The 19,500-nt window shown below is 41.2% G+C and carries 19 protein-coding genes; 15 read left to right on the top strand and 4 right to left on the bottom strand.

Annotated elements, in window-relative coordinates; genetic code table 11:
- Positions 1–97: 97 nt before the first annotated feature.
- The 3 genes from DEO27_RS04420 to DEO27_RS04410 form a co-directional block, all read right to left on the bottom strand.
- Complete coding sequence (locus tag DEO27_RS04420; RefSeq protein ID WP_112575239.1) at positions 98–1,342, bottom strand: hypothetical protein; 1,245 nt, start codon at positions 1,340–1,342, stop codon at positions 98–100.
- An 84-nt stretch (positions 1,343–1,426) separates the two neighbouring features.
- Positions 1,427–1,891, bottom strand: a complete 465-nt coding sequence (locus tag DEO27_RS04415; RefSeq protein WP_190295321.1) for an RES family NAD+ phosphorylase — start codon at positions 1,889–1,891, stop codon at positions 1,427–1,429.
- 99 nt (positions 1,892–1,990) lie between these two features.
- Positions 1,991–2,497: an antitoxin Xre/MbcA/ParS toxin-binding domain-containing protein gene (locus tag DEO27_RS04410; protein ID WP_112575235.1), complete on the bottom strand. Its 507-nt coding sequence runs from the start codon at positions 2,495–2,497 to the stop codon at positions 1,991–1,993.
- Positions 2,498–2,670: 173 nt separating this feature from the next.
- Here DEO27_RS04410 and DEO27_RS04405 point away from each other — a divergent pair, with 173 nt between their 5' ends.
- The 6 genes from DEO27_RS04405 to DEO27_RS04380 all read left to right on the top strand — a co-directional run bounded on the left by DEO27_RS04405 (position 2,671) and on the right by DEO27_RS04380 (position 7,997).
- Entirely contained in the window at positions 2,671–3,141 is a 471-nt protein-coding gene (locus DEO27_RS04405) for a terminase small subunit (RefSeq protein ID WP_190295320.1), read from the top strand.
- Positions 3,142–3,189: 48 nt separating this feature from the next.
- The gene (locus DEO27_RS04400) at positions 3,190–4,449 is read left to right on the top strand and encodes a PBSX family phage terminase large subunit (RefSeq protein WP_112575231.1); all 1,260 of its coding nucleotides are present in this window, start codon (positions 3,190–3,192) and stop codon (positions 4,447–4,449) included.
- 33 nt (positions 4,450–4,482) lie between these two features.
- Positions 4,483–5,202, top strand: coding sequence for a hypothetical protein (locus tag DEO27_RS04395; protein WP_112575229.1), 720 nt, complete (start codon positions 4,483–4,485; stop codon positions 5,200–5,202).
- Between the two features lie 5 nt (positions 5,203–5,207).
- Positions 5,208–5,345, top strand: coding sequence for a hypothetical protein (locus DEO27_RS31305; RefSeq protein ID WP_190295319.1), 138 nt, complete (start codon positions 5,208–5,210; stop codon positions 5,343–5,345).
- 72 nt (positions 5,346–5,417) lie between these two features.
- Positions 5,418–5,858, top strand: a complete 441-nt coding sequence (locus tag DEO27_RS04385; protein ID WP_112575227.1) for a hypothetical protein — start codon at positions 5,418–5,420, stop codon at positions 5,856–5,858.
- Positions 5,859–5,891: 33 nt separating this feature from the next.
- Entirely contained in the window at positions 5,892–7,997 is a 2,106-nt protein-coding gene (locus tag DEO27_RS04380; protein ID WP_112575225.1) for a hypothetical protein, read from the top strand.
- A gap of 7 nt (positions 7,998–8,004) precedes the next feature.
- On the opposite strand, the gene DEO27_RS04375 is transcribed toward DEO27_RS04380, so the two are convergent.
- Positions 8,005–8,451, bottom strand: coding sequence for a lipocalin family protein (locus DEO27_RS04375; protein WP_112575223.1), 447 nt, complete (start codon positions 8,449–8,451; stop codon positions 8,005–8,007).
- Between the two features lie 106 nt (positions 8,452–8,557).
- On the opposite strand from DEO27_RS04375, the gene DEO27_RS04370 reads away from it, so the two are divergent.
- From DEO27_RS04370 to DEO27_RS04330, 9 genes are all read left to right on the top strand, one after another.
- Positions 8,558–10,606, top strand: a complete 2,049-nt coding sequence (locus tag DEO27_RS04370) for a hypothetical protein (protein WP_112575221.1) — start codon at positions 8,558–8,560, stop codon at positions 10,604–10,606.
- An 84-nt stretch (positions 10,607–10,690) separates the two neighbouring features.
- On the top strand, positions 10,691–11,287 hold the full coding sequence (locus DEO27_RS04365; RefSeq protein ID WP_112575219.1) for a hypothetical protein: 597 nt from the start codon (positions 10,691–10,693) through the stop codon (positions 11,285–11,287).
- A gap of 344 nt (positions 11,288–11,631) precedes the next feature.
- A complete protein-coding gene (locus DEO27_RS04360; protein ID WP_112575217.1) occupies positions 11,632–13,947 on the top strand; it encodes a hypothetical protein in 2,316 nt (771 codons plus the stop codon).
- Positions 13,948–14,073: 126 nt separating this feature from the next.
- On the top strand, positions 14,074–14,313 hold the full coding sequence (locus DEO27_RS04355; protein ID WP_112575215.1) for a hypothetical protein: 240 nt from the start codon (positions 14,074–14,076) through the stop codon (positions 14,311–14,313).
- Positions 14,314–14,632: 319 nt separating this feature from the next.
- A complete protein-coding gene (locus DEO27_RS04350; protein WP_112575213.1) occupies positions 14,633–15,832 on the top strand; it encodes a head maturation protease, ClpP-related in 1,200 nt (399 codons plus the stop codon).
- A gap of 113 nt (positions 15,833–15,945) precedes the next feature.
- A complete protein-coding gene (locus DEO27_RS04345) occupies positions 15,946–17,154 on the top strand; it encodes a hypothetical protein (RefSeq protein ID WP_112575211.1) in 1,209 nt (402 codons plus the stop codon).
- Positions 17,155–17,252: 98 nt separating this feature from the next.
- Positions 17,253–17,843 (top strand): hypothetical protein, encoded by a 591-nt coding sequence (locus tag DEO27_RS04340; protein WP_112575209.1) that lies wholly within the window; start codon positions 17,253–17,255, stop codon positions 17,841–17,843.
- A gap of 87 nt (positions 17,844–17,930) precedes the next feature.
- Complete coding sequence (locus DEO27_RS04335) at positions 17,931–18,164, top strand: hypothetical protein (protein ID WP_146750126.1); 234 nt, start codon at positions 17,931–17,933, stop codon at positions 18,162–18,164.
- Complete coding sequence (locus DEO27_RS04330; RefSeq protein ID WP_112575205.1) at positions 18,161–19,444, top strand: hypothetical protein; 1,284 nt, start codon at positions 18,161–18,163, stop codon at positions 19,442–19,444. The genes DEO27_RS04335 and DEO27_RS04330 overlap by 4 nt, the downstream gene beginning before the upstream one ends.
- Positions 19,445–19,500 lie beyond the last annotated feature (56 nt).

Raw genomic sequence — 19,500 nt, 5'->3', positions numbered from 1 at the left:
CAACAACCTGTTTCTATGGCCTTTTAATCGCAATAAATACAAAAAATAAAATCTACCGTGTATACGGTACACTGTCAGTCAAATTAATATACAGCAATTAAAACACCTCGCCTACATTAATAAACAGGCCTTTTGATCCTTCACGCCCGAAACCATAATCAATGGCAATATTGGTTTTAGACACTTTGTTTAGCTTTACTCTTAAACCCGCGCCAAAACCGGGCTGCATAGTTTGCAAGGCCGTACCTGGCGCTGCCGAAAACGATTCGCCGTTTACAAAGGCCACGCCGCCCAATAATCCATTGCGCATTATTTTAAACCGGTACTCACTTTCCAGGTAAACCATTTGCGCACCTCTGAACCTGCCCTGTATATATCCGCGACCGGTTGTGAAGCTTGGGTCATGCCCTGTGGCTGGCAAATCAAGGTAGGCCGGGCGGCCGTGTAGTACCAACCAATCGTATGACCAAAATGCCAGCACGTTATCTGAACTTTCAGGAAACCTGAAATACTTACGCACGTCAACAATTAATGAACGCCAGGCGGTTGTACTTCCTAAAAAAGTATAATTGTCCCGGTACTGCAATGAGCTGTAAAACCCACGCGATGCATTGATCGGGTTATCGCGGCTGTCATACAATCCGCTAAATGTTATCCCTGTCGATATGGCATGACTAACGGGGCCGTATCGTTCATAATCCGATACCTTTCCATTGAGCTGCCCCTTCTCGTACATATTCCACCTATCATCAAAAATATAGCCCAAACCGGCGTAAAAATTCCCGGTTACATTGCGCAATACAGTCTCATGAAAACGAAAAAAGCTATAAACTAAGGGGTTTTCGTTATCCCTGTCAGAATTACTGCCTAAGCCAAAACTACTTTGTGGGTATTTATAAAACCTGAAATCGCCGATAAAATCATACTTATTGTTTTTTGACCAGATGTTTGATTGTATGGGGATAATTACCTGTTTATTTTGAGTGTACGCAGGATTTACTGTGATTGTGGAGATACGCGTATCTGGCGCTAACCTGAAAATTACATTGCCGGATATGGTACCGGCCAGGCCGGTTTGCAAAGTATATCCTATGGCAGGGATAATTGATATTACAGGTTTTGAAGTTACAGAGTCAACCTTACCTGGCTTCTTGCTTTCGCCAAAAATGGATCCTATAACATCAAAAATATCTTTATCAAAGGTGGTATCGGGATGGGTGACAAGTATTGTATCCTTATATTTAGTATGCCCTATGGGGATGTATTTTTGATCCTGGGCATGCACCCGTATGCCTATGAGCAAGCCTGCAAATATTAAAATGCCTGTTTTATTAATACCCATTATAATTATTCGATGCAGGATGTGTAAAGGTTATATCCGTGCAATTATAAAATAATTATTTAAGTTATTTGTTTGTGCAAAGTCTTATTGCGCCTTGAGCCGGGGGTCGAAAGCGAACTTACTTACACTGCTGATGGTTATTTTATTATAGTCAGCATGAGCCGGATTGAGCAGGTAATTATACTCCAGGTCGATAATTGCCGAGGGTACCTTCAAAACAGCTGTTTCCATTTTTCGCAACCAGGTATCGCCAAGCATTTGAGTGGCAGGGTAATTAATTACCTTATACCAATTGGCATTAAGTTTTTGAAGCTGGTTTAAAGTAATCTCAAATATGGGCAGGTTATCAGGTATTTGAAATATAATGACGGAGAAATCGCCGGCGTACAAAGCTGTGCCTGGTGAATGGGCCAGTTTTTCGAGACATGAAAGGGCCAGGGAACCGCCCGTGTAGATCATGTATTGCCCTAATGAATTCCAGCGGCCGTCAATACCTGAACCTTTACGGTCATGCGCATATTTGGTTTGACTTATCCGGTAAACGTTCAAAAGATAGAAGGATAGATTAATAAACTATTTAGCGATCAAAAATACAGTTCTGTTGATAGTAATCAACAATTCACTAAATCATTAATTCAATAATTGATATTAAGCAAGAACACCATAATCAATGCGGATCAGCTGACTTATCACAATGCTAATACCTGTTATGGTATCAAGCAGCTCATAAGGGATGGCATCGATACCCGGATTGTATTGTTTTAACCAGCCTTTAAACTGATCAAGGGCACCAAATGTATCAAGGCCTTTATCAAAAAGTTCAAAAAGTTGAATGATATGCTCGCTAAGCCCCTGGTTTAGCTCATGGGCGCTTTGTAAATGCTTACGCAAGGTAGGCTCGGTAATATGCAGCCATTTGGCAATATCACTTTGAGTTGCACCGGTTACTTTTAGTAAATCGGTGATGGAATTGGAATGCAACCCTTGTTTTATAGCCCCAAGTTTAGCTAAAGGCGATTTAAAATAGGTTTCATAAGGCACCAGCAGATCATTAAAAACCTGCATAGGCGCATCGGTAAATACATAAGGACGGGATGCCGCCTGCCCTTGCCTGGCTTCTATAGCCGTACTACGGTGTTTGATTGCTTTGCTCATATACAAATGTAAATATTTTCTATTAAAAAAGAAAATATTTACATTTATTCATAATTACCACTTACCATTTGGGCTTTTATCAGCACAAAAATTATTACCAATAAAATTAGTAATTGTAAAATATATTTCCGACATTTGATTATTCTTTTATGCCATTCGGCATTGATAACATAATGAAATCCGATATATCTTCCTGCAATAATGCCGCCCAGCTTAAGCGGCTTATTGATAAATATTTCGACACTATAAAAGGTGAATATCACCTCGAACAAAAACCTTTAAAAAGCAACAAAGACAATGCAGAAACTATTGAACACAAAGTTTGGGACCGTGAGCCCGAACCGGCCACCCTCTCCGGATTAGCCCTCGCCCTTGGCTTTAACAGCCGTCAGGAATTTCAGGATCATGTGCAGCATGGCCGCTTCTCGCAAGCTATTAAACAAGGAATTTTGCGCGTAGAAGCCAGCTATGAAGCACATTTACATCAAAATACAACAGGCGCAATGTTCGCGTTAAAAAGTATGGGGTGGAGCGAGAAACACGAGCAGGCCTCAACCAATACAGAAACCGAAAACACCCTCAAAGTAGAGATCGTTAACTCTGGCCCTCCTCCTGCCGACAGCGAAAAAGATGTAAAACTATAACATCCGTATCCAACAGCACTTCAGCCAGCAGATAAACAATTAATAATCATGACCAATGACGAAGTAAGTACCGAAATTACACTTAAAGAACCAGAAGGTTTTCAGTGTTCAATCCTGTTTAAACAAAATTATCTTTCAACCGCGCACATAGTGATTAATCAGGGCGGTACCAGCAGCGGCAAAACATTTGCCATTGAACAGGCGCTATTTTGTATCGCCGGCGAAAGCCCCAAGCAGGTAATCACTATAGTAGGCCAGGATATCCCTAACCTTAAAGCAGGCGCTATGCGCGATGCGTTGAATATATATGGATCTTCGCCGGTTCTACAGGTAAAAATTAAAAACTATAATAAAAGTGATCGTATTTTTGAGTTCGCTAACGGTAGCATAATAGAGTTCAAAAGTTACGATAATAGCCAGGATGCGAAGTCCGGGAAGCGTGATTATTTGTTCATAAATGAAGCCAATGGCCTTACCTGGGATGTATATACCGAACTGGCCCTTCGCACTAAAAAGCGCATTTTTATCGACTATAACCCAAACTCCGGCTTTTGGGTACATGAACACCTGATCGGGAAACCGGGCGTACAACTTATTATATCCGACCATAGGCATAATCCCTTTTTAGCACAGGAAATGCACGATAAAATAGAAGCCTTAAAAACCGCTGACATTGAGCTGTGGAAGGTATACGCCCGCGGCTTAACAGGCAAAATAACCGGGCTGATATTTGACAACTGGCATATCTGCGAATCTATCCCGGCAGATGCCCGTTTGATAGCCTTGGGCCTGGATTTCGGTTTTACAAATGATGAAACCGGCTGTATCGAGCTATACCAGCAAAATGGTGAGTTGTGGGCCAATGAATTGTTTTACGAAACTGGTTTAACCAATACCGATATATCTGCAAAATTAAAAGCAGCGGGGGTAAGCATCAACAACGAGATCATTGCCGATAGCGCCGAACCAAAATCAATTGAAGAACTAAAACGCCTGGGATGGCGTACCACGGCCGCAAAAAAAGGCGCCGACAGCGTCAAGAACTCTATTGATATCTTGAGGCGTTACAAAATAAATGTAACACGTAACAGTGTAAACCTTCGTAATGAGCTTAACCGTTACAAATGGCGTGTAGATACAACAGGCAAAACCGTTAATGAACCGGTTGATTCATGGAACCACTTGATAGATCCCTTAAGGTATATCGCCCTTAATAAATTAAGAATAAGCAATGCCGGGAAACTTCAATCACGCCTGCCTCAACAGCAAAGCAGTCAACAAACAAATGCGTTACACGGACTGATCTGAGCATTTTGATCTAAACCGATACAAATTTTAATTATGATAGAACGAATAGTAAAAACCACAGTGGGTAAGCTTCGCATTCAGATGCCAACGCAACTAAATGAAATAAGCCTTGGTCAAATGATGGACCTGCAGGCAAAGACTGATATAACAGACATTGAAGCGATCAGCATACTTTCCGGTATACCTGTTCCTGAGCTTCAGAATATCAAAAGCTATGATGAGTTGCACCAGTTTGGCGACACAGTGTTTTCATTATCGAACCAGATCAAATACCTATACAGTAGCAATGTGATCCCGAAAGAGGTAACTTTCACATTACCAGGCATTAATGGATCATCGCCCAAAGAAACAATGGTAAAAGTAATGCAAAACCTTTCGGTTGAACCTGCTGGCGCTTTTATGGCGGCACGCGATATCATTACCGAAGAAATAAACACGCATATAAAAACCCATGGCGAAGATGACTGGCAGGAGCAATTTAACCCTTCGCTAAATGCATGCTGCCAGGTTTTGGCGCAATATTTTTACTGCCGGGCAACAGGCAAACAATACAATGAATATGAGGTTGAAAGCTTTATGGATGAAGTAAAAAAGCTACGGGTAACGGAGGCACTGCCCATCTCGAGGCATTTTTTTACATGTTATCCGAACTTATCGATAGCGAAAACAAACTTCTGGCTTCGGCTTCTACCGCGCTTGAAAAAAGGGCGGGGATCCAATCGTTCGAAAAATTCAAGTATATCAATACAGTAAACTCATTGGCCGGTGGCGATATTACCAAATGGCACCTGATCATGAGTATGCCATATGAGCGGGTACTCACCAAACTCCTGTTAAACCAAACCGAGGCCGAGTATCAAAAACGGTACAGCGAACTATCTCAAACCTCAATTTAAGTGCCTTATCCCTGGCAAGGCTATTAACACAATTAACCAACCCAAACCGGGGATTTGGGCTCTATAATTATTATGCGTAACCAAATAGAAGCTATTGTACAAACACTTAACGGCCAACCGGCATTTGCCTACGGCACCCAGGCCGAATTAAATACCCTTGCAGACGACATTACCTTTCCATGCGTATTTCTCTATCCGCCACAACCCATTGAGGTCAGTCCGCAGGTTAATGGTTCTGTTGATAATACATTTACCGTTTATATGGAGTTCCTGTTTAAAACGGATTTTGGACAGTATACCGCCGACAACGAAACCTACATAGCACAGGCACAGCAAATGGCCAATCAGTTTGTGGTAAAAGCCTCTAAATACCGTGAAGGAGAAGGCAGATATTTCAGGATCAAGGCTAGGCAAAAAGCCAAATGTGTACCGGTTTATAACAAGTTTGATGTTAACACCACAGGAGTTGGTTTAACTATAACACTATCAACCATGTACTTCAACATTTTTTAAATGACTCCCTCCCTAAAACAAACTCATAAATAAATGAATATTACAGCTACAATAAATGAAATCATCAGCTCAACAACCTACCCCGATCAAAACGGCGGACAGATAGACCAGGGCGATGTATTCATAAGTATTATTGACGCAGACACCAGGCAGCCGACTAATGGAAATAATTGCGAAGTGACTTATCAGCGTAACCAAAACGGGGTAACAAGTAATTACACGGTTATAGTGGCCGGGCAATCATTCCCACTTTATTCGGGAGTGATCAGGGATTTTGAATACAGTCCCCAGGGCGATATGATCCGAAGTGATTACATATCGTTCACTTTAATTTCTGTAAAAGCAGGAAGCAGCCCGCCCGTTAACCCTTCTGTCTGCGATCTGAAAATAAATTATATCGATATTAACAGGGGCGAGTCGGCTCCCGGCGCTGCAGATGCCCAGATTACAGTTAGTGCAAGCTCAGGTTTTGCATCCATATTGTATAGTATAGACCTGGGCCTAAACTGGCAAAACTCAGCAATTTTTACAGGTTTAAGTGGTGGATTAAAACATGTAATGGTTAAAGACAGTAATCCACTGGGATGTACCGATACTGCGGATGTAAGTATCCCAACGGCCGCAAACCTATTAACCGGCGATCCCTCCGTTACACTTCCAGACGGATATGTGTCCCGCTGGAACGCGGCGTTTAATCCGATTGTATTTACTTATCAACGGAAAGATTTCACAATAAAAAGCACAACGGCGGATAGTGAAAAAGGCTACGCGAGCATCAGCGTTAATGCAAATTTTAACGATACTAATACAGGATTGGCAAAAGTTAAGGAAGGTGATAAAGTTTACCTGAATACGCCGACATATAAAGGCGTTTATGTTGTAGAGAAAATCATCGGTACAAGCACCATTGTGATTAACACACCATTTACAGGCAGCGATAATACCGGCTTTATCAATATAAATAGCATGTATCCATATTATGAACTGCATACCCGTATTACTTATACCGATCCGTTAACCAACGCATCAGCCACAATAAAATCAGTAAACCGCCCAGATAATACGGGATTGATTAAGGCTGATCTGTCTAACTTTTTACAGAGCTTATTACGCCCGTTTGATAGCAATAATTACAACCAGGTTGATTACCGCGATACAAACCTCTGTGCCGAATTTACGGTTGAATATGCTCAACATTATGATGATGGCTCAGCCGAAGGTTTTACAAGCAGCTTCAACCAAATTCAGCATCCGTACTATGTAGTTTACGCTGCCAAACAACTCGGGGATAAATATGGCGGAAACCTTGCCGCCTATGTACCTAATGTCAATTCGCCCGCACAGTGGATAACAGATTTTAAAGAACCTGCTTACTCCACCGGATATCCATTTGATATCGGATTTCTTTATACCGATGAGATGTCAACGCTTCAACCCTATTGCCAACTTACTTTGCTTGATATCAACCGGAACCAACTCCCCGGCAGTTCAGAACCGGATTATCTGCAAAATGAAGATAATTCATGGATCCTGAATGAAGATGGCAGCAGGTTTAGCATCGGCAATCAAACCTCTTTCACAATGCCATTAACAGGTCTTGCGGGCTTGCACCGGTTAGTCATCAATGCAAATTTTCCAACTGAGGCATATTATTTCAACCTCCAGATCAGGTATGACGATGAAAAGGGCACACATTCCTTAACGCAGGTACAAACCGTTAGGATTGATAACGCGGTTGATGATAACTCAGTATATCTGAGATGGATCGGGCTGAGCGGCGCCTGGAACTACTATCGTTTTGTATTTAATCAGGAAGTAAGCCTGGATGTTCAGAACGCAGTCATCATCAAAAACTTTGTGCAAAACTGGCAAACCCAACAAGGGATTGAAGAAGTGATTAGCAAAAGCGCAGGGCAAAAAATGAAAGTTATGGCCGAAGACCTGTCGGTAAATGATATCCGTGGGCTGCAATCCATAAAATATTCTCCAAAAGTTCAAATGTTGATGAATAAAAACCCTGTTAAATGGCAAACCATAGTAATCAATACGGCAACCTACAGTGAGTATGAAACACGCAACGGACAGGCTCCTTTTAGTGTTACGTTCAATATGCCATCAATAAATATTCAAACCCAGTAAATAATGGCTACCTTTTAAAAAGTATGTTATCAATTCCGTGGTAATGATCACCATTAAAAACGGTTGAGCTTTCATAGGTAACCTCAAGTGTATTTTCTGTAAGCTGAATAACCGTATAGGTACCGGCATAAAAAGCAGGCGTATCACGGCTTATTATTAACACTTTCCCATTTAAGGTGTAATTGTATTTTATCAGGGCTGTTTCGCCCGCTGGGGTAAGATTTGACGTGTATCCAGAGCCGTCAGCATCAAAAACTTCAAAATCAGTAGTGCTATAATTGGACCGACTTGTATCCCTCAGCAGCACGTTGTTCTTGTAGCTGCGGGTATGGTATTTTTTCAGATACCATTTGCCCACAATGGTAACCTCAGGATTGGCGGCATTATTGTCCTTTTTACAGGATAACAGGCAGCAAGCCAATGCAACAACTACAAAGCAAAATTTCATATGCATTGAAATGCAATTTTAGGGTTACTCCCTGAGCCGAAAGCAACAAATAAACTTAACAAATTATTGATAACAAACCAATTGTTTTTAAACAGCCTCTACTAACAATCCTATGAACCAGATTCAACTTTATATTAATGATCAGTTGGTCGACTTAAGCGACGATACCCCTATCGCGCTCACTTTCCAGATCAATAACCTGGCCGAGGTTAAAAACCAGCAGGGTAATACCAGCAATCAGTTTCAACTCCCTTTAACACAACGTAACCGGCAAATTCTCGGCTTTCCGGATGATATAGCTTTTACCTCTGCCCTGCCCTATGATAATTACCAGGCAAAAGTTATACAGGATGGGCTTGAAATTATCCCCTATGGACTGGCTGTGCTCAACGGTATTGAACAGAACATGGCCAACGTAACGATCTTAAGCGGTAATGTTGATTTTTTTTACGCGCTGGAAGGTAAAATTTACGATATGGGCGACAGCACCAGCTCGGTTACTAATTTAGGAAAAAACCTGCCATGGCAGGTTTATGACCATCCCTGGAACCTGGAAACCATTGTTGCATCGCAAAAAAAAGAAGAAGGCTGGATCTGGCCTGTTGTTGACTATGGGTCGATCAATGAGATTGACTTTGATAAACCTTTGGATGTTTATACTATGCGCCCCGGCTTTTTCATTAAAACAGCAATCGAACTCATGATCGGCAATACCGGTTATAAAGCAAGTGGCTCCTTACTTAAAAACGAGTTATATCCTAAACTCATATGCCAGTTTGCTAATGACGAATTTGAACATGGTACGGATTTTCAGAATTCCGTTGATGGTTTAAGTAAATCAGCTTCGTTATTGTATGTAACCAACAAGGAGCTTGTAATTGACGGCGGACAGTTAGGTATGCACGCCAATGATAATACAGACAGAACATTGCCAATAGGTTTTCAGGAATACCATGCAACCGACCGGGTTAACGGTACCGCAAGCCTTATTCTTGATCTGGATATGCATGGCGTGGCCAATACCGGCGATAACGGTTATTTTGAACTTATAATAAACTACCGCGATGCCAGCGGGCACGAAAGTGAGGCCACCAGACAAACCATAAACTTTACTGATAAGGCTTACCCACCAAATACCCGCGAACGTACGGAAACCGTCAAAAACTTAAAATTGACGTACGATTTCGAACTTAACAAAGGCGATTCTGTATTTATCACTTACCACCTGCATCGTTACAATACTACGGTATTTATTCACAAGGGCGCGGCATTTAGGTTTGATGTTGATCAAAAACCGGTTTTGTATGGCCAACAGGTTCAATGCGAACGTATTTTTCCGGACATAAGTCAGAAAGATTTATTGAAGGATACGCTGCAACGATTTGGGATAGTTTGCCAAACAGACAACAGCAGCCGAACCGTGTCTTTTAACTCATTCGCGGATATAGTTAGCAATATTCCCATCGCAAAAAACTGGACAAGCAAATGTATTGATCAGGGTAAAACCATAAGTTTTCAACTTGGCGGTTATGCGCAGGTTAATTACATGACATACAGGGACGATGATAATGTATTGCCTAAAAAACTGGCCGATTCGGAAATCATAGTGAAAGATAAAACCTTGCCCGCCAATGCAGATCTGTTTGAAAGCCAGTTTGCCCCTACCCTTAACCGGGCTTTTACCGGCGGAACCATAGCCCAAATTAAAAAGCTTGATCCGGACAGTGACACCAATGATTTTAGTATCAGTACATCGCCAAGAATATTGATTGATCAGAAATTAAATCTATTAAACCTCAAAGACTCACCTACCGTAAAATTTACCGACGGAGAAAAGACAGTAGAGGTAAATGACATTGTATCCGTACCCTATTTTTACAAGCCAGATGGTGAATTTAATCTCTGCTTTTGTGATAAGCCAGGGATCAATGGCAATGTATTACCAGGTTTGAAAACACAATATTACCCCCAGCTCGAAAAAATACTTACACAAACAAAAAAGGTGGTCAGATATTTTTTGCTTACGCCACGCGATATATTGGAACTTGATCTGCTCATTCCGGTATACCTTGAACAAGACAGTTCTTACTACTACATTAATAAAATTGACAGTTGGCGTAAGGGACAGCCAACAAAAGTTGAATTAGTGAAACTGGGGTAATTCTTATTTTTAAATATTGTTTGCGGCTCAATATATAAATAGTATATTTACCAATAAAATTAGCAAAATCTAAATTATCACTTAATGAAACTATCAAGATTGCTATTATTAGCATCATTAATTGTTGTGGGTTGTAAGCCCCTTGTTAAAATAACTGATGGCCGGCCAGAAGAACAATTAGCATTTATAAAAAAGTTCCACGTAGCCGATTCTCTTTATTCACAAGAAGAAAATGAAATAAAGAAAAAAGAAATACTTGATGAACAACGAGCCCAGCTAAGTAAATTTATAACAGATACATTACATGCGAATGTAAATAAATGGCAAGCTATCGTTAGCAAAATTGAAGTTCATAATGCCCCTGTTGATCATATTGAAATAACATTATTATTAACAAAAGATGGTGATTTAGATCCAGGTCAAAAGTACCCCTATCTTAGTAACATAGTGTTATTTGCACAAATTAAGCTGGAAGACCCTCTTAAGAACAAATTAAAAGAGCTATTAAAAGACGACAAGGTGTTAATAACCGGTGAGTTGGAGAAAACACTAACAGGTGATGTTGAAATCCAAAACAACGAACACCATGATGAAGCTACTTTCTCAAACCCACAATTTGAACTTAAAATAGAAAGTATATCTAAAATCGACCCAAAAGACTACTATAAAAAAAAGCCTTAGTACATGTATAATTGTTTTTTTTGCTAACATATAATTCCATTTTTCAGCCTTAAAAAAATGGACGGCTGAGTAAAGCTTTTATAATGAAGAAAAGCCAATACGCCAAATTCAAGGCAAAAAAGATTAATCATTATCACACGAACTTTTGAGAATAAGAAAAACTTTATCTATCAATTACTATAAATTGATAGATAAAACGGCCACAAATATGCCAATTAGCATTTTAAACATACATCAATTATCTCTTTTCGAATATAAAAGCTTCTTCATCCATCTAAATACCATTAATCATTAGGCTCGTGAATTTTTAAACAACCAATCAAATCCACTTTAAATAAGCTAAAATGGCAAATACCCGTAATGATGATTCAATATTCCCGGATATGAATCATCCCGATCAACAGATTGAGAAATATAACCAGGCGTTTATTAACTTAAAAGAAACTATAAGCAGTTTAAGCAAACCGATCAAAAGTTTCTCCGATAATGTCCACGCCTTAGACAAAGATCTCAACAAACTAACCGATTCAATTAGTAAACTAAACGAACAAAATAAAGCAGCAGCAGAATCCGGCAATAAATTTCAGGAAACTTTGTCTACACTTTCTTCTACTTTTTCAACATGGAAAAAAGTTATCGACGGCGTAAAGGCCGGCGTTTTTACATTTACCAACGTACTAAGCGCGGGTTTAACAATATTAACTATTTACGGCCCCGCAATACTGAAATGGATAACGTCCCTTACCCAGGGCAAAGATGCAATTGATAAGGCAAAACTCAGCCTGGATTCGTTAAATAAGGCTTTTGGTGGTAGCGATTATTCAAAAGCCATCCGGCAGTTAGACGAGTTAAAGATAAACGTTGACTTAGCCAACAACAGTTTTCTTAAGAAAAAAGATGTGTTAAATCAATATAATGAAACTCTGGGTAAAACAATGGGCAAAGCCTCATCATTAGCCGAAGTTGAAGAGAAATTAACTAAAAATGGCCCTGATTATATAAAAATGACTTTATATAAAGCGGCAGCACAGTCAGCACTACAGGACGCGGCAAAAAAAGCTTACGAAGCGGAACAAGCCAAATTAAAGTCTGATGATGATTCCCTTACTTTTTGGGACAAAGTTATGGACGTTCTAAACAGAAACCCGGGCGCTGCCGGTGAAGGATCAAGAGGTATACCAAACACAAGCGAAACCGCTGATAAAGAAAAGAAAAGACAAGCCGAAAAGCGACGGGCTGAAGCAGTGGCAAGCGCAACAACCGAAATGGAGCAATTAGAAAAAATAGCAGCAGGATTTCAAAAGCAAGCTGCCGACATAGCAAAAAAAACAGGGATGAGTTTTTGGGATAACTTTAATACCGATACCACACCGCATAAAAAGAAACCTAAAGTAGATACCTCCCGTATGGCTCAATTGTTGCAAGCCAAAGCAATTGATTTTGCTAAACAAGTTGCACTTGATAAACAGAACTATGATACCGAGCTTGCCTTACTAAATGAACAGTTTAACAAAAAGCTAATCGGCCAGGAAGAATACAACAAAAAAAGTGAAGAGCTTCAGCAAAAATTTCACCTCGGAATTGGCAATAAGATCCAGTTTTTCAATAAAAATGACTTTGCTGAAGCGCAAAAGCAAATGCAAGCAATGATTGATGCACGGCAACACGAGGATACAATGGCAAGGGATCAAAAAAAAGTTGATAAAGCACTGTTACCTGGTCAAAAATTAGACGCGGAAAAAAAACTTATTGAGGATAAATACACTTATGAAATAAATCTTGCTGCCGGTAATGCCGAAAAAATCAAAGCACTGGAAGATCAAAAGCAAAAGGATATTACGACATTAACTCAGCAATACGAGCAACAACGCAAAGAATTTGCCTTGCAAAACGCACAGCAAGTGGCCGATAAAGCTTTTTCTATCATTCAAAATAACATTAAAACTCAAAGCGATGCCAGGGTAAAAGGATTGGAAAAAGACAAAGCAGCTGAACTAAGCAATAAAAACCTGACAAATACCCAGAAAAAAGCGATTGAGGATAAATACCAAAAAAAGGAGGCTGCAGAAAAAGTCAAAGCTTTTAAGTCCGAACAAAAAGCATCCATACTTCAGGCTGTTATTAACGGTGCGCTGGCTGTTACCAAAGCTACTTCGCAAACTGGTGTATTGGCTCCTTTTGTAATTCCCGGTATAATTGCGTCTACAGCTTTACAGGTTGCAACTATAGTAGCTCAAAAACCACCGCAATATGCAAAAGGCGGTTTACACTATCAGTCCGACGGTCGGGGAGCATTATTGCCTGGTTACAGCCGTACAGATAATACAAATGCGTACCTCCGCTCAGGGGAAGCCATTGTTGTGTCCGAAGCCATGCGTAACCCGTGGGCGCGTAACCTGGTAAGCGCTATAAACGTAGCACATGGCGGTCGCGACTTTTCGATACCTAACCCAGGGCGCGGCTATGCTGTAGGTGGTATATTTACCGATGGCGGTAATGCTAACCGCTATTATAATCAACCGGTTAATGATGTTAAAGATCTGGCCAACACCCTTGCCTATCAAATGATCAATAACTTCCCTCCTGTTTATGTTGATGTAAAGGACATTAACAACCAACAAAATATCCTTGCACAAACTATCAATCGCGTAAACCTGTAAATAAACTATGCCAATTATCACAGAAAACATACCTCTAACCTCTAACCTCTAACCTCTAACCTCTAACCTCTAACCTCTAACCTCTAACCTCTAACCTCTAACCTCTAACCTCTAACCTCTAACCTCATGGATATTCAAATCGCAAACACCCTGTTTGATGAAGGTATTTTCTCGGCCATGTATAAGGCGGGATTCATCACTACTAAAGTATTCGTGTATCGCGAAATTTATTTATGGGTGAATGCCCAACAACAAACGCGCGGTATTTCTAAAAACCAGGCAGTACTTGAGGCCGAAATCAAGTTCAATAAAGACGAACGTACCATTTGGCGTGCACTCAATTGTTTTTCTGAGAAAGCAGCTTAAAAATTCGTCCACTGACAAAACACTGTCACCAGGTTAAAAGAAATTTGTGCCGACATTTGTTATGTCAATCAGCTAAACAAAAAATAGCCCTCACCCAGAATCAGCTAAAGCAAATTCAAATCATTTAAAAATTCAGAGGCAGACACCAACTGACAAAACACTGTCACCATTAAAACAAACAATAACCACGATCTTTGATATATGCCAACCGGCATTACACGACATTAAAAAACGTCTGCTATTCAAAGCTAATTTACAAACTCCGATTCTTCTTTCGGACTTTCCGTCTTTCCGACTTTCGGACAAAAACAACACCAATATGAGCTATAAAATTTATTTATACGATACCGAAACCGACTGCATTGGTTCGGGTAATTTATCATCGGCCTACATCCAAACCCAACTTGAAGCAGCAGCTGGAACTGATGTTGAAGTTCACATCAGCTCGGTAGGCGGCAGCGCATTCGATGCCATCGCCATTTATGATCTGCTAAAAAAATATCCAGGCAAGGTCACTACTTATATTGATGCTTTGGCTGCATCGGCAGCTTCAGTTGTTGCAATGGGTGGTGGGCAAATAGTAATGAGCAAATATGCGCTGCTTATGATCCACAAACCTATGGTTGGCACAGGTGGCAATGCCGATGAGCTTTTAAAAGATGTGCAGATGCTAAATGTAGTTCAGGAGCGGCTGGCGCAAATTTATATGGACAAATCTGGTTTGGACGGAGTTACCGTAAACAGTTTGATCAACTCTGTAACCTGGATGACCGCTGATCAGGCCCTTGAACTGGGCTTTATCGATCAAATAGAAGATTATGGCACAGAGATAACCAACAGTGCCCTCATAAAAAATTATACCAGCACAGCACCTGCCATTTATCAGCGATGCATTAACAAAATCTTAAACATAAATAATAACAGCATGAACATCGAAAACAAAGAACTTATCGAGAAGACCACTTCGGTATTAGACAAGATCATGAACTTCTTTAAAAAAGTGGTAAACAAACAAACCATTACCGACAAAGGTACACTACATCACACAGGACAGATTGAAGAAGGTGCCGAAGTTTACCAGGACGAGGACATGACCACTCCTGCTATAAGTGATATTTATACTTGTGCCGATGGTAAGCAACTGGATATAAAACACGGCAAGATCAATGCTATAACACAGGTGGAACCTGAAAAAGCTCCCGAAGCGGAAGATGAAGACGATGATTTACCCGAAAGCAAATTAAAATCGGCTAAACCTACCGAGGTACAAAACCGCATACAACAGCTAAAGGCCCGCTTGCATGCGCAGAACGCCTTACTAACCGAGGCACGTACCGCACTTGAAGAAGCAAATAACCGTCTGCAAAAAACACGTACCGAGGTAAAAAACGAAATCAAATCAACCTTTACACCCGAGGGCTCAAAACGAAGCAACAAAGCCCATGCTGAACCAGCCCCGTTCTTTGCTCCACAAACTGAGATAGCTAAAAACGCTGTTAAAAAAGCAATAGCGTCTTAATTATCTTCTTCACCAGCCTAAACCTTATCAAAATTTATTAACCCTTTTCTACTATCCCTATACGTTTAAAACATCAAAAGCTCTCCCTTTAGGGGGCCGGGGGGCTAAACTTTATGGCTCAATTTACATTTACAAACAACACCTATGCCGGCGAAGCGCTGGCAGGATTTATGGCAAGCACATTGCTCGAAGCTGATTCGGTTAAACGTGGGCTGCTCACAGTAATTAACGACGTAAAAGCCCGCAAGGTGATCCTTGATGTTGATGATGACGTTGTATTGCAAAACCCATCAGGCATATTCACCGATCAGGGTACAACTGCGCACCAAACCGAAAGCTATCTTGATCCGGTAGTTTATGAATTCATGAAACAGGAACAATGGGACAAACTTGCCCAAAGCTGGGAAGCCCAGGCCCTGAAACCGGGAGCATTTATGGATTATGAGGGCGTGGTTGATCTGTCGGACTTTATGGTGCAGCGCTATTTAACCAAAATCCAGATCGCCAATGAACGCCTGTACTGGCTTGGCAAAAGTGCTACCAAAGAAGCAGCCTTTACCGCCGATTTCCCTGGTCTATTACCTTCAATCGCTGCTGCCTCCGGCGTTTACAAAGTAGGCTTAAGCAAACCGGCCACTTCATTAGCAGCAACAGCAATTGACGCGAACGGCATCGTGACCGTGGCCGATACCTCTACCCTTGCCGATGGCGACGTTGTTACCATTACCAGCCTAACCGGTACCAGTAAGGATACAACAAACGGAGCACCAGGCATCACTATTCAGGGGCAGTCATATTTTATTCAGATCGCAAGCGCTACGTCATTTAAACTTGTGCGTAACTACAACGAAGTTAACAGCCGAAAACCGGCAACTTTTACGGGCACTGCTACTGCAGCTACAGTAAATTACATTAACGTAAGTAATGTATTGCAGGTACTCGGTAGTGTTTATGCCCAGCTTGATCCAGCCGACAGAATCCAGGAGGATTTTAACTTGCAAATCCCGCTACATGTGGGCTATGCCTATGCACAAGCCCAGGCTAACAAAGCGCTCAACGTTATCAATGCTTTCACCGATATGAAAAAGATGGATTACCTGGGTATTCCGCTCCAGATCATGAACCACTGGCAGGCTAATACCATTTTAGGCGCAAGATCATCAAACCTGTTTCTTGGTGTGGATCTGTTAGGCGATGCTTCCGAATTATCGACCGTTTACCTGAAACCATACACCAATGATAACGTGGTACGTATGAAAGCCCGCATGAAAGCCGCGGTAAACTTCAAATTTGCCAACGAACTGTTTTACCTGTCGGCATAGTGAATTGTTGATTGGGTTGATTAAGTGAGTAGTTATTTACTTATGAAGGCAACCCAATCAACTTAATCAACCATTTAACTTAATCAATCCAAAACAACATGTCAATTTATAATAAAATAAACGCCGGGTTCAGCCTCGGCACAGATGAGCCTATTACCTCGGGTATTGAGGATGTGATCTACATATTTAATGCCGATGATATCGTGCTTACTTATGACACAACCAATCCGCTTATTGTTAAAGGCTTAACGGCTGTGAGCAATGCTAAGGTTTATAAATTTGAAGGCACTAATAATAGCTTCAATACTACATCAAAACTGGCAAAAACGCAGGTTGGCCCCCGCTATACCGAAGAGATAGATTTCAATATCGCGGGCCTGTCTGTTGAGGTTAAGGCTCAGCTTATGGCCATGGGATATGGTCGTGTACGCGCCATAGCAGTTAACAACTATAAATCCAGCGATTCCGCAATTGAACTTTTTGGTGCTGTAAACGGATTGATCCTGACCGATGCCGAACGCAACGCTGCCGACGAATCATTGGATGGTGGTTACAAATTAAAACTTACCAACCCTGACAAGATGAAAGAGCCTTACCCTCCACGCGCGGTTTCCATTGCGCCTACATCGGGCACAGCTACCTATGCAAGCACCATAGCGGCTATTGAAGCGCTGGTTGTTACGGCATAATTCATTGTGTCATGAGGTCATTAGTCATTTTAATAATGGCTAATGACCATTAAAAGCTCTTTTTTTAAACCTAAAGCTAATGACCTAATGACTAATGACACAATAACAAAAAAATACAAGCTAAAACCCGGGCTCCATCAGTTCGCTCCCGGCTCGGCAGCTGTGCATTGTAACGATAACTTGAGCGATGAAGAAGCAGAATGGTATTTGCAACGATACCCACATATTGCAAAGCTGTTTTCCACCCAGCCTCCTAAAGGGGGAGTTATTAAAACTATCTCCAAATCCACCAAAGCTTCAGATAAAGGAGGTACAGAATGAAAACTTATCTTCCGCAAATTGAAAGGCGAATACTGGTAAGACCGAATCAAACCTACGGTATTCTTAACTATGACCTGGACAACGCCTATCCTCAACGGATGCTTGAGTTGGTAGCAGGATCGCCAACGGCAAAAGATTGCTGGAACAAACGAACAAAATTTATAGCGGGTAATGGGCTTGAAGAAAAAGATTTAGGTAAACAGATTATCAACGCAAAGGGATTAACTATTGCAAAACTATTAAAAGCGTTGGCAACCGATAAAGCGTTGTTTACAGGCTTCGGCATTCATATAAATTACAATGCCGACTTCAGGATCACATCGGTAAGCTATGTAAAGTTTGAAGACATCCGAATGGGCGATACCGATAACGCGGAAACTGCTGATAAATTTGCTCTATATTCCGATTGGGGCCGCAAGACCTGGAAAAACATCATGCGCAGCAAGGTCACCTTTTTAGACAAGTATAATCCCGAACCGGAAGTGATCAGCGAACAGGTGTGTAAGGCAGGCGGATGGGAACACTACAAAGGGCAGTTGTTTTACTTTAACCCGGAAGTTGACGATTACCCGCTGATTGAGGCAGACTCGGTATGGGAAGATTTTGAAACCGAAGCCGGGATCAAAATCTTCAATAACCGGGAAGTAACAACCGGCTTCCTGCCATCAACCATGCTTTTTATGCAGTCGCGCCGTGAGGAAGCTGAAAATACCAGGCCCGATGCCGATACGTACACCGGTATCAATATACCTACGCAACTTGAAAAAGACCTTGGCGCATTTCAGGGAGCCAAAAGCGCGCAAAAAATCATTGTTATTGAGTACGAAGATGAAAGTTCGAAGCCCGAGTTTAAAGCCTATCCTATTCAAAATAACGATAAGCTTTTTGAAACAACCGAACGATCTGTCGAAGCACGCATTATTAAGGGTTTTTCGGTTCCCAAAGAATTGATCAATGCCGAGAAATCATCAGGGTTAAGCAACGGCAGCGAAAAGAAGCAAGCCATTTTAGAATTCAATGATAATACCGCAGCGGACAGGCTTGAGCTATCAGAAACATTGGCCGAAATCTTTAGTCGGTTTTACAAGGACATCAACCCTGGTAAAAACTGGAACATTATACCGGTAACTGCAATAGCAGCAGATGATAATCCAGGCATTAAAGCCGGAAACGCAATCAACGAGCTTTTGCAATCAACCCTTCCCCGGGAAAGTAAAATAGCCGCCCTGGTATACGCATACGGTTTCAAACAAGCCGAAGCCGAAGCAATGTGCCTGTGATTAAGTCATAAGTCTTTAGTTCTAAGCCGTAAGTTCTAAATATTAAAAAAAGAAAA

It is taken from the genome of Mucilaginibacter rubeus (assembly GCF_003286415.2).
Lineage (GTDB): Bacteria > Bacteroidota > Bacteroidia > Sphingobacteriales > Sphingobacteriaceae > Mucilaginibacter > Mucilaginibacter rubeus_A.
This window is presented reverse-complemented; position numbering and strand designations above follow the sequence as displayed.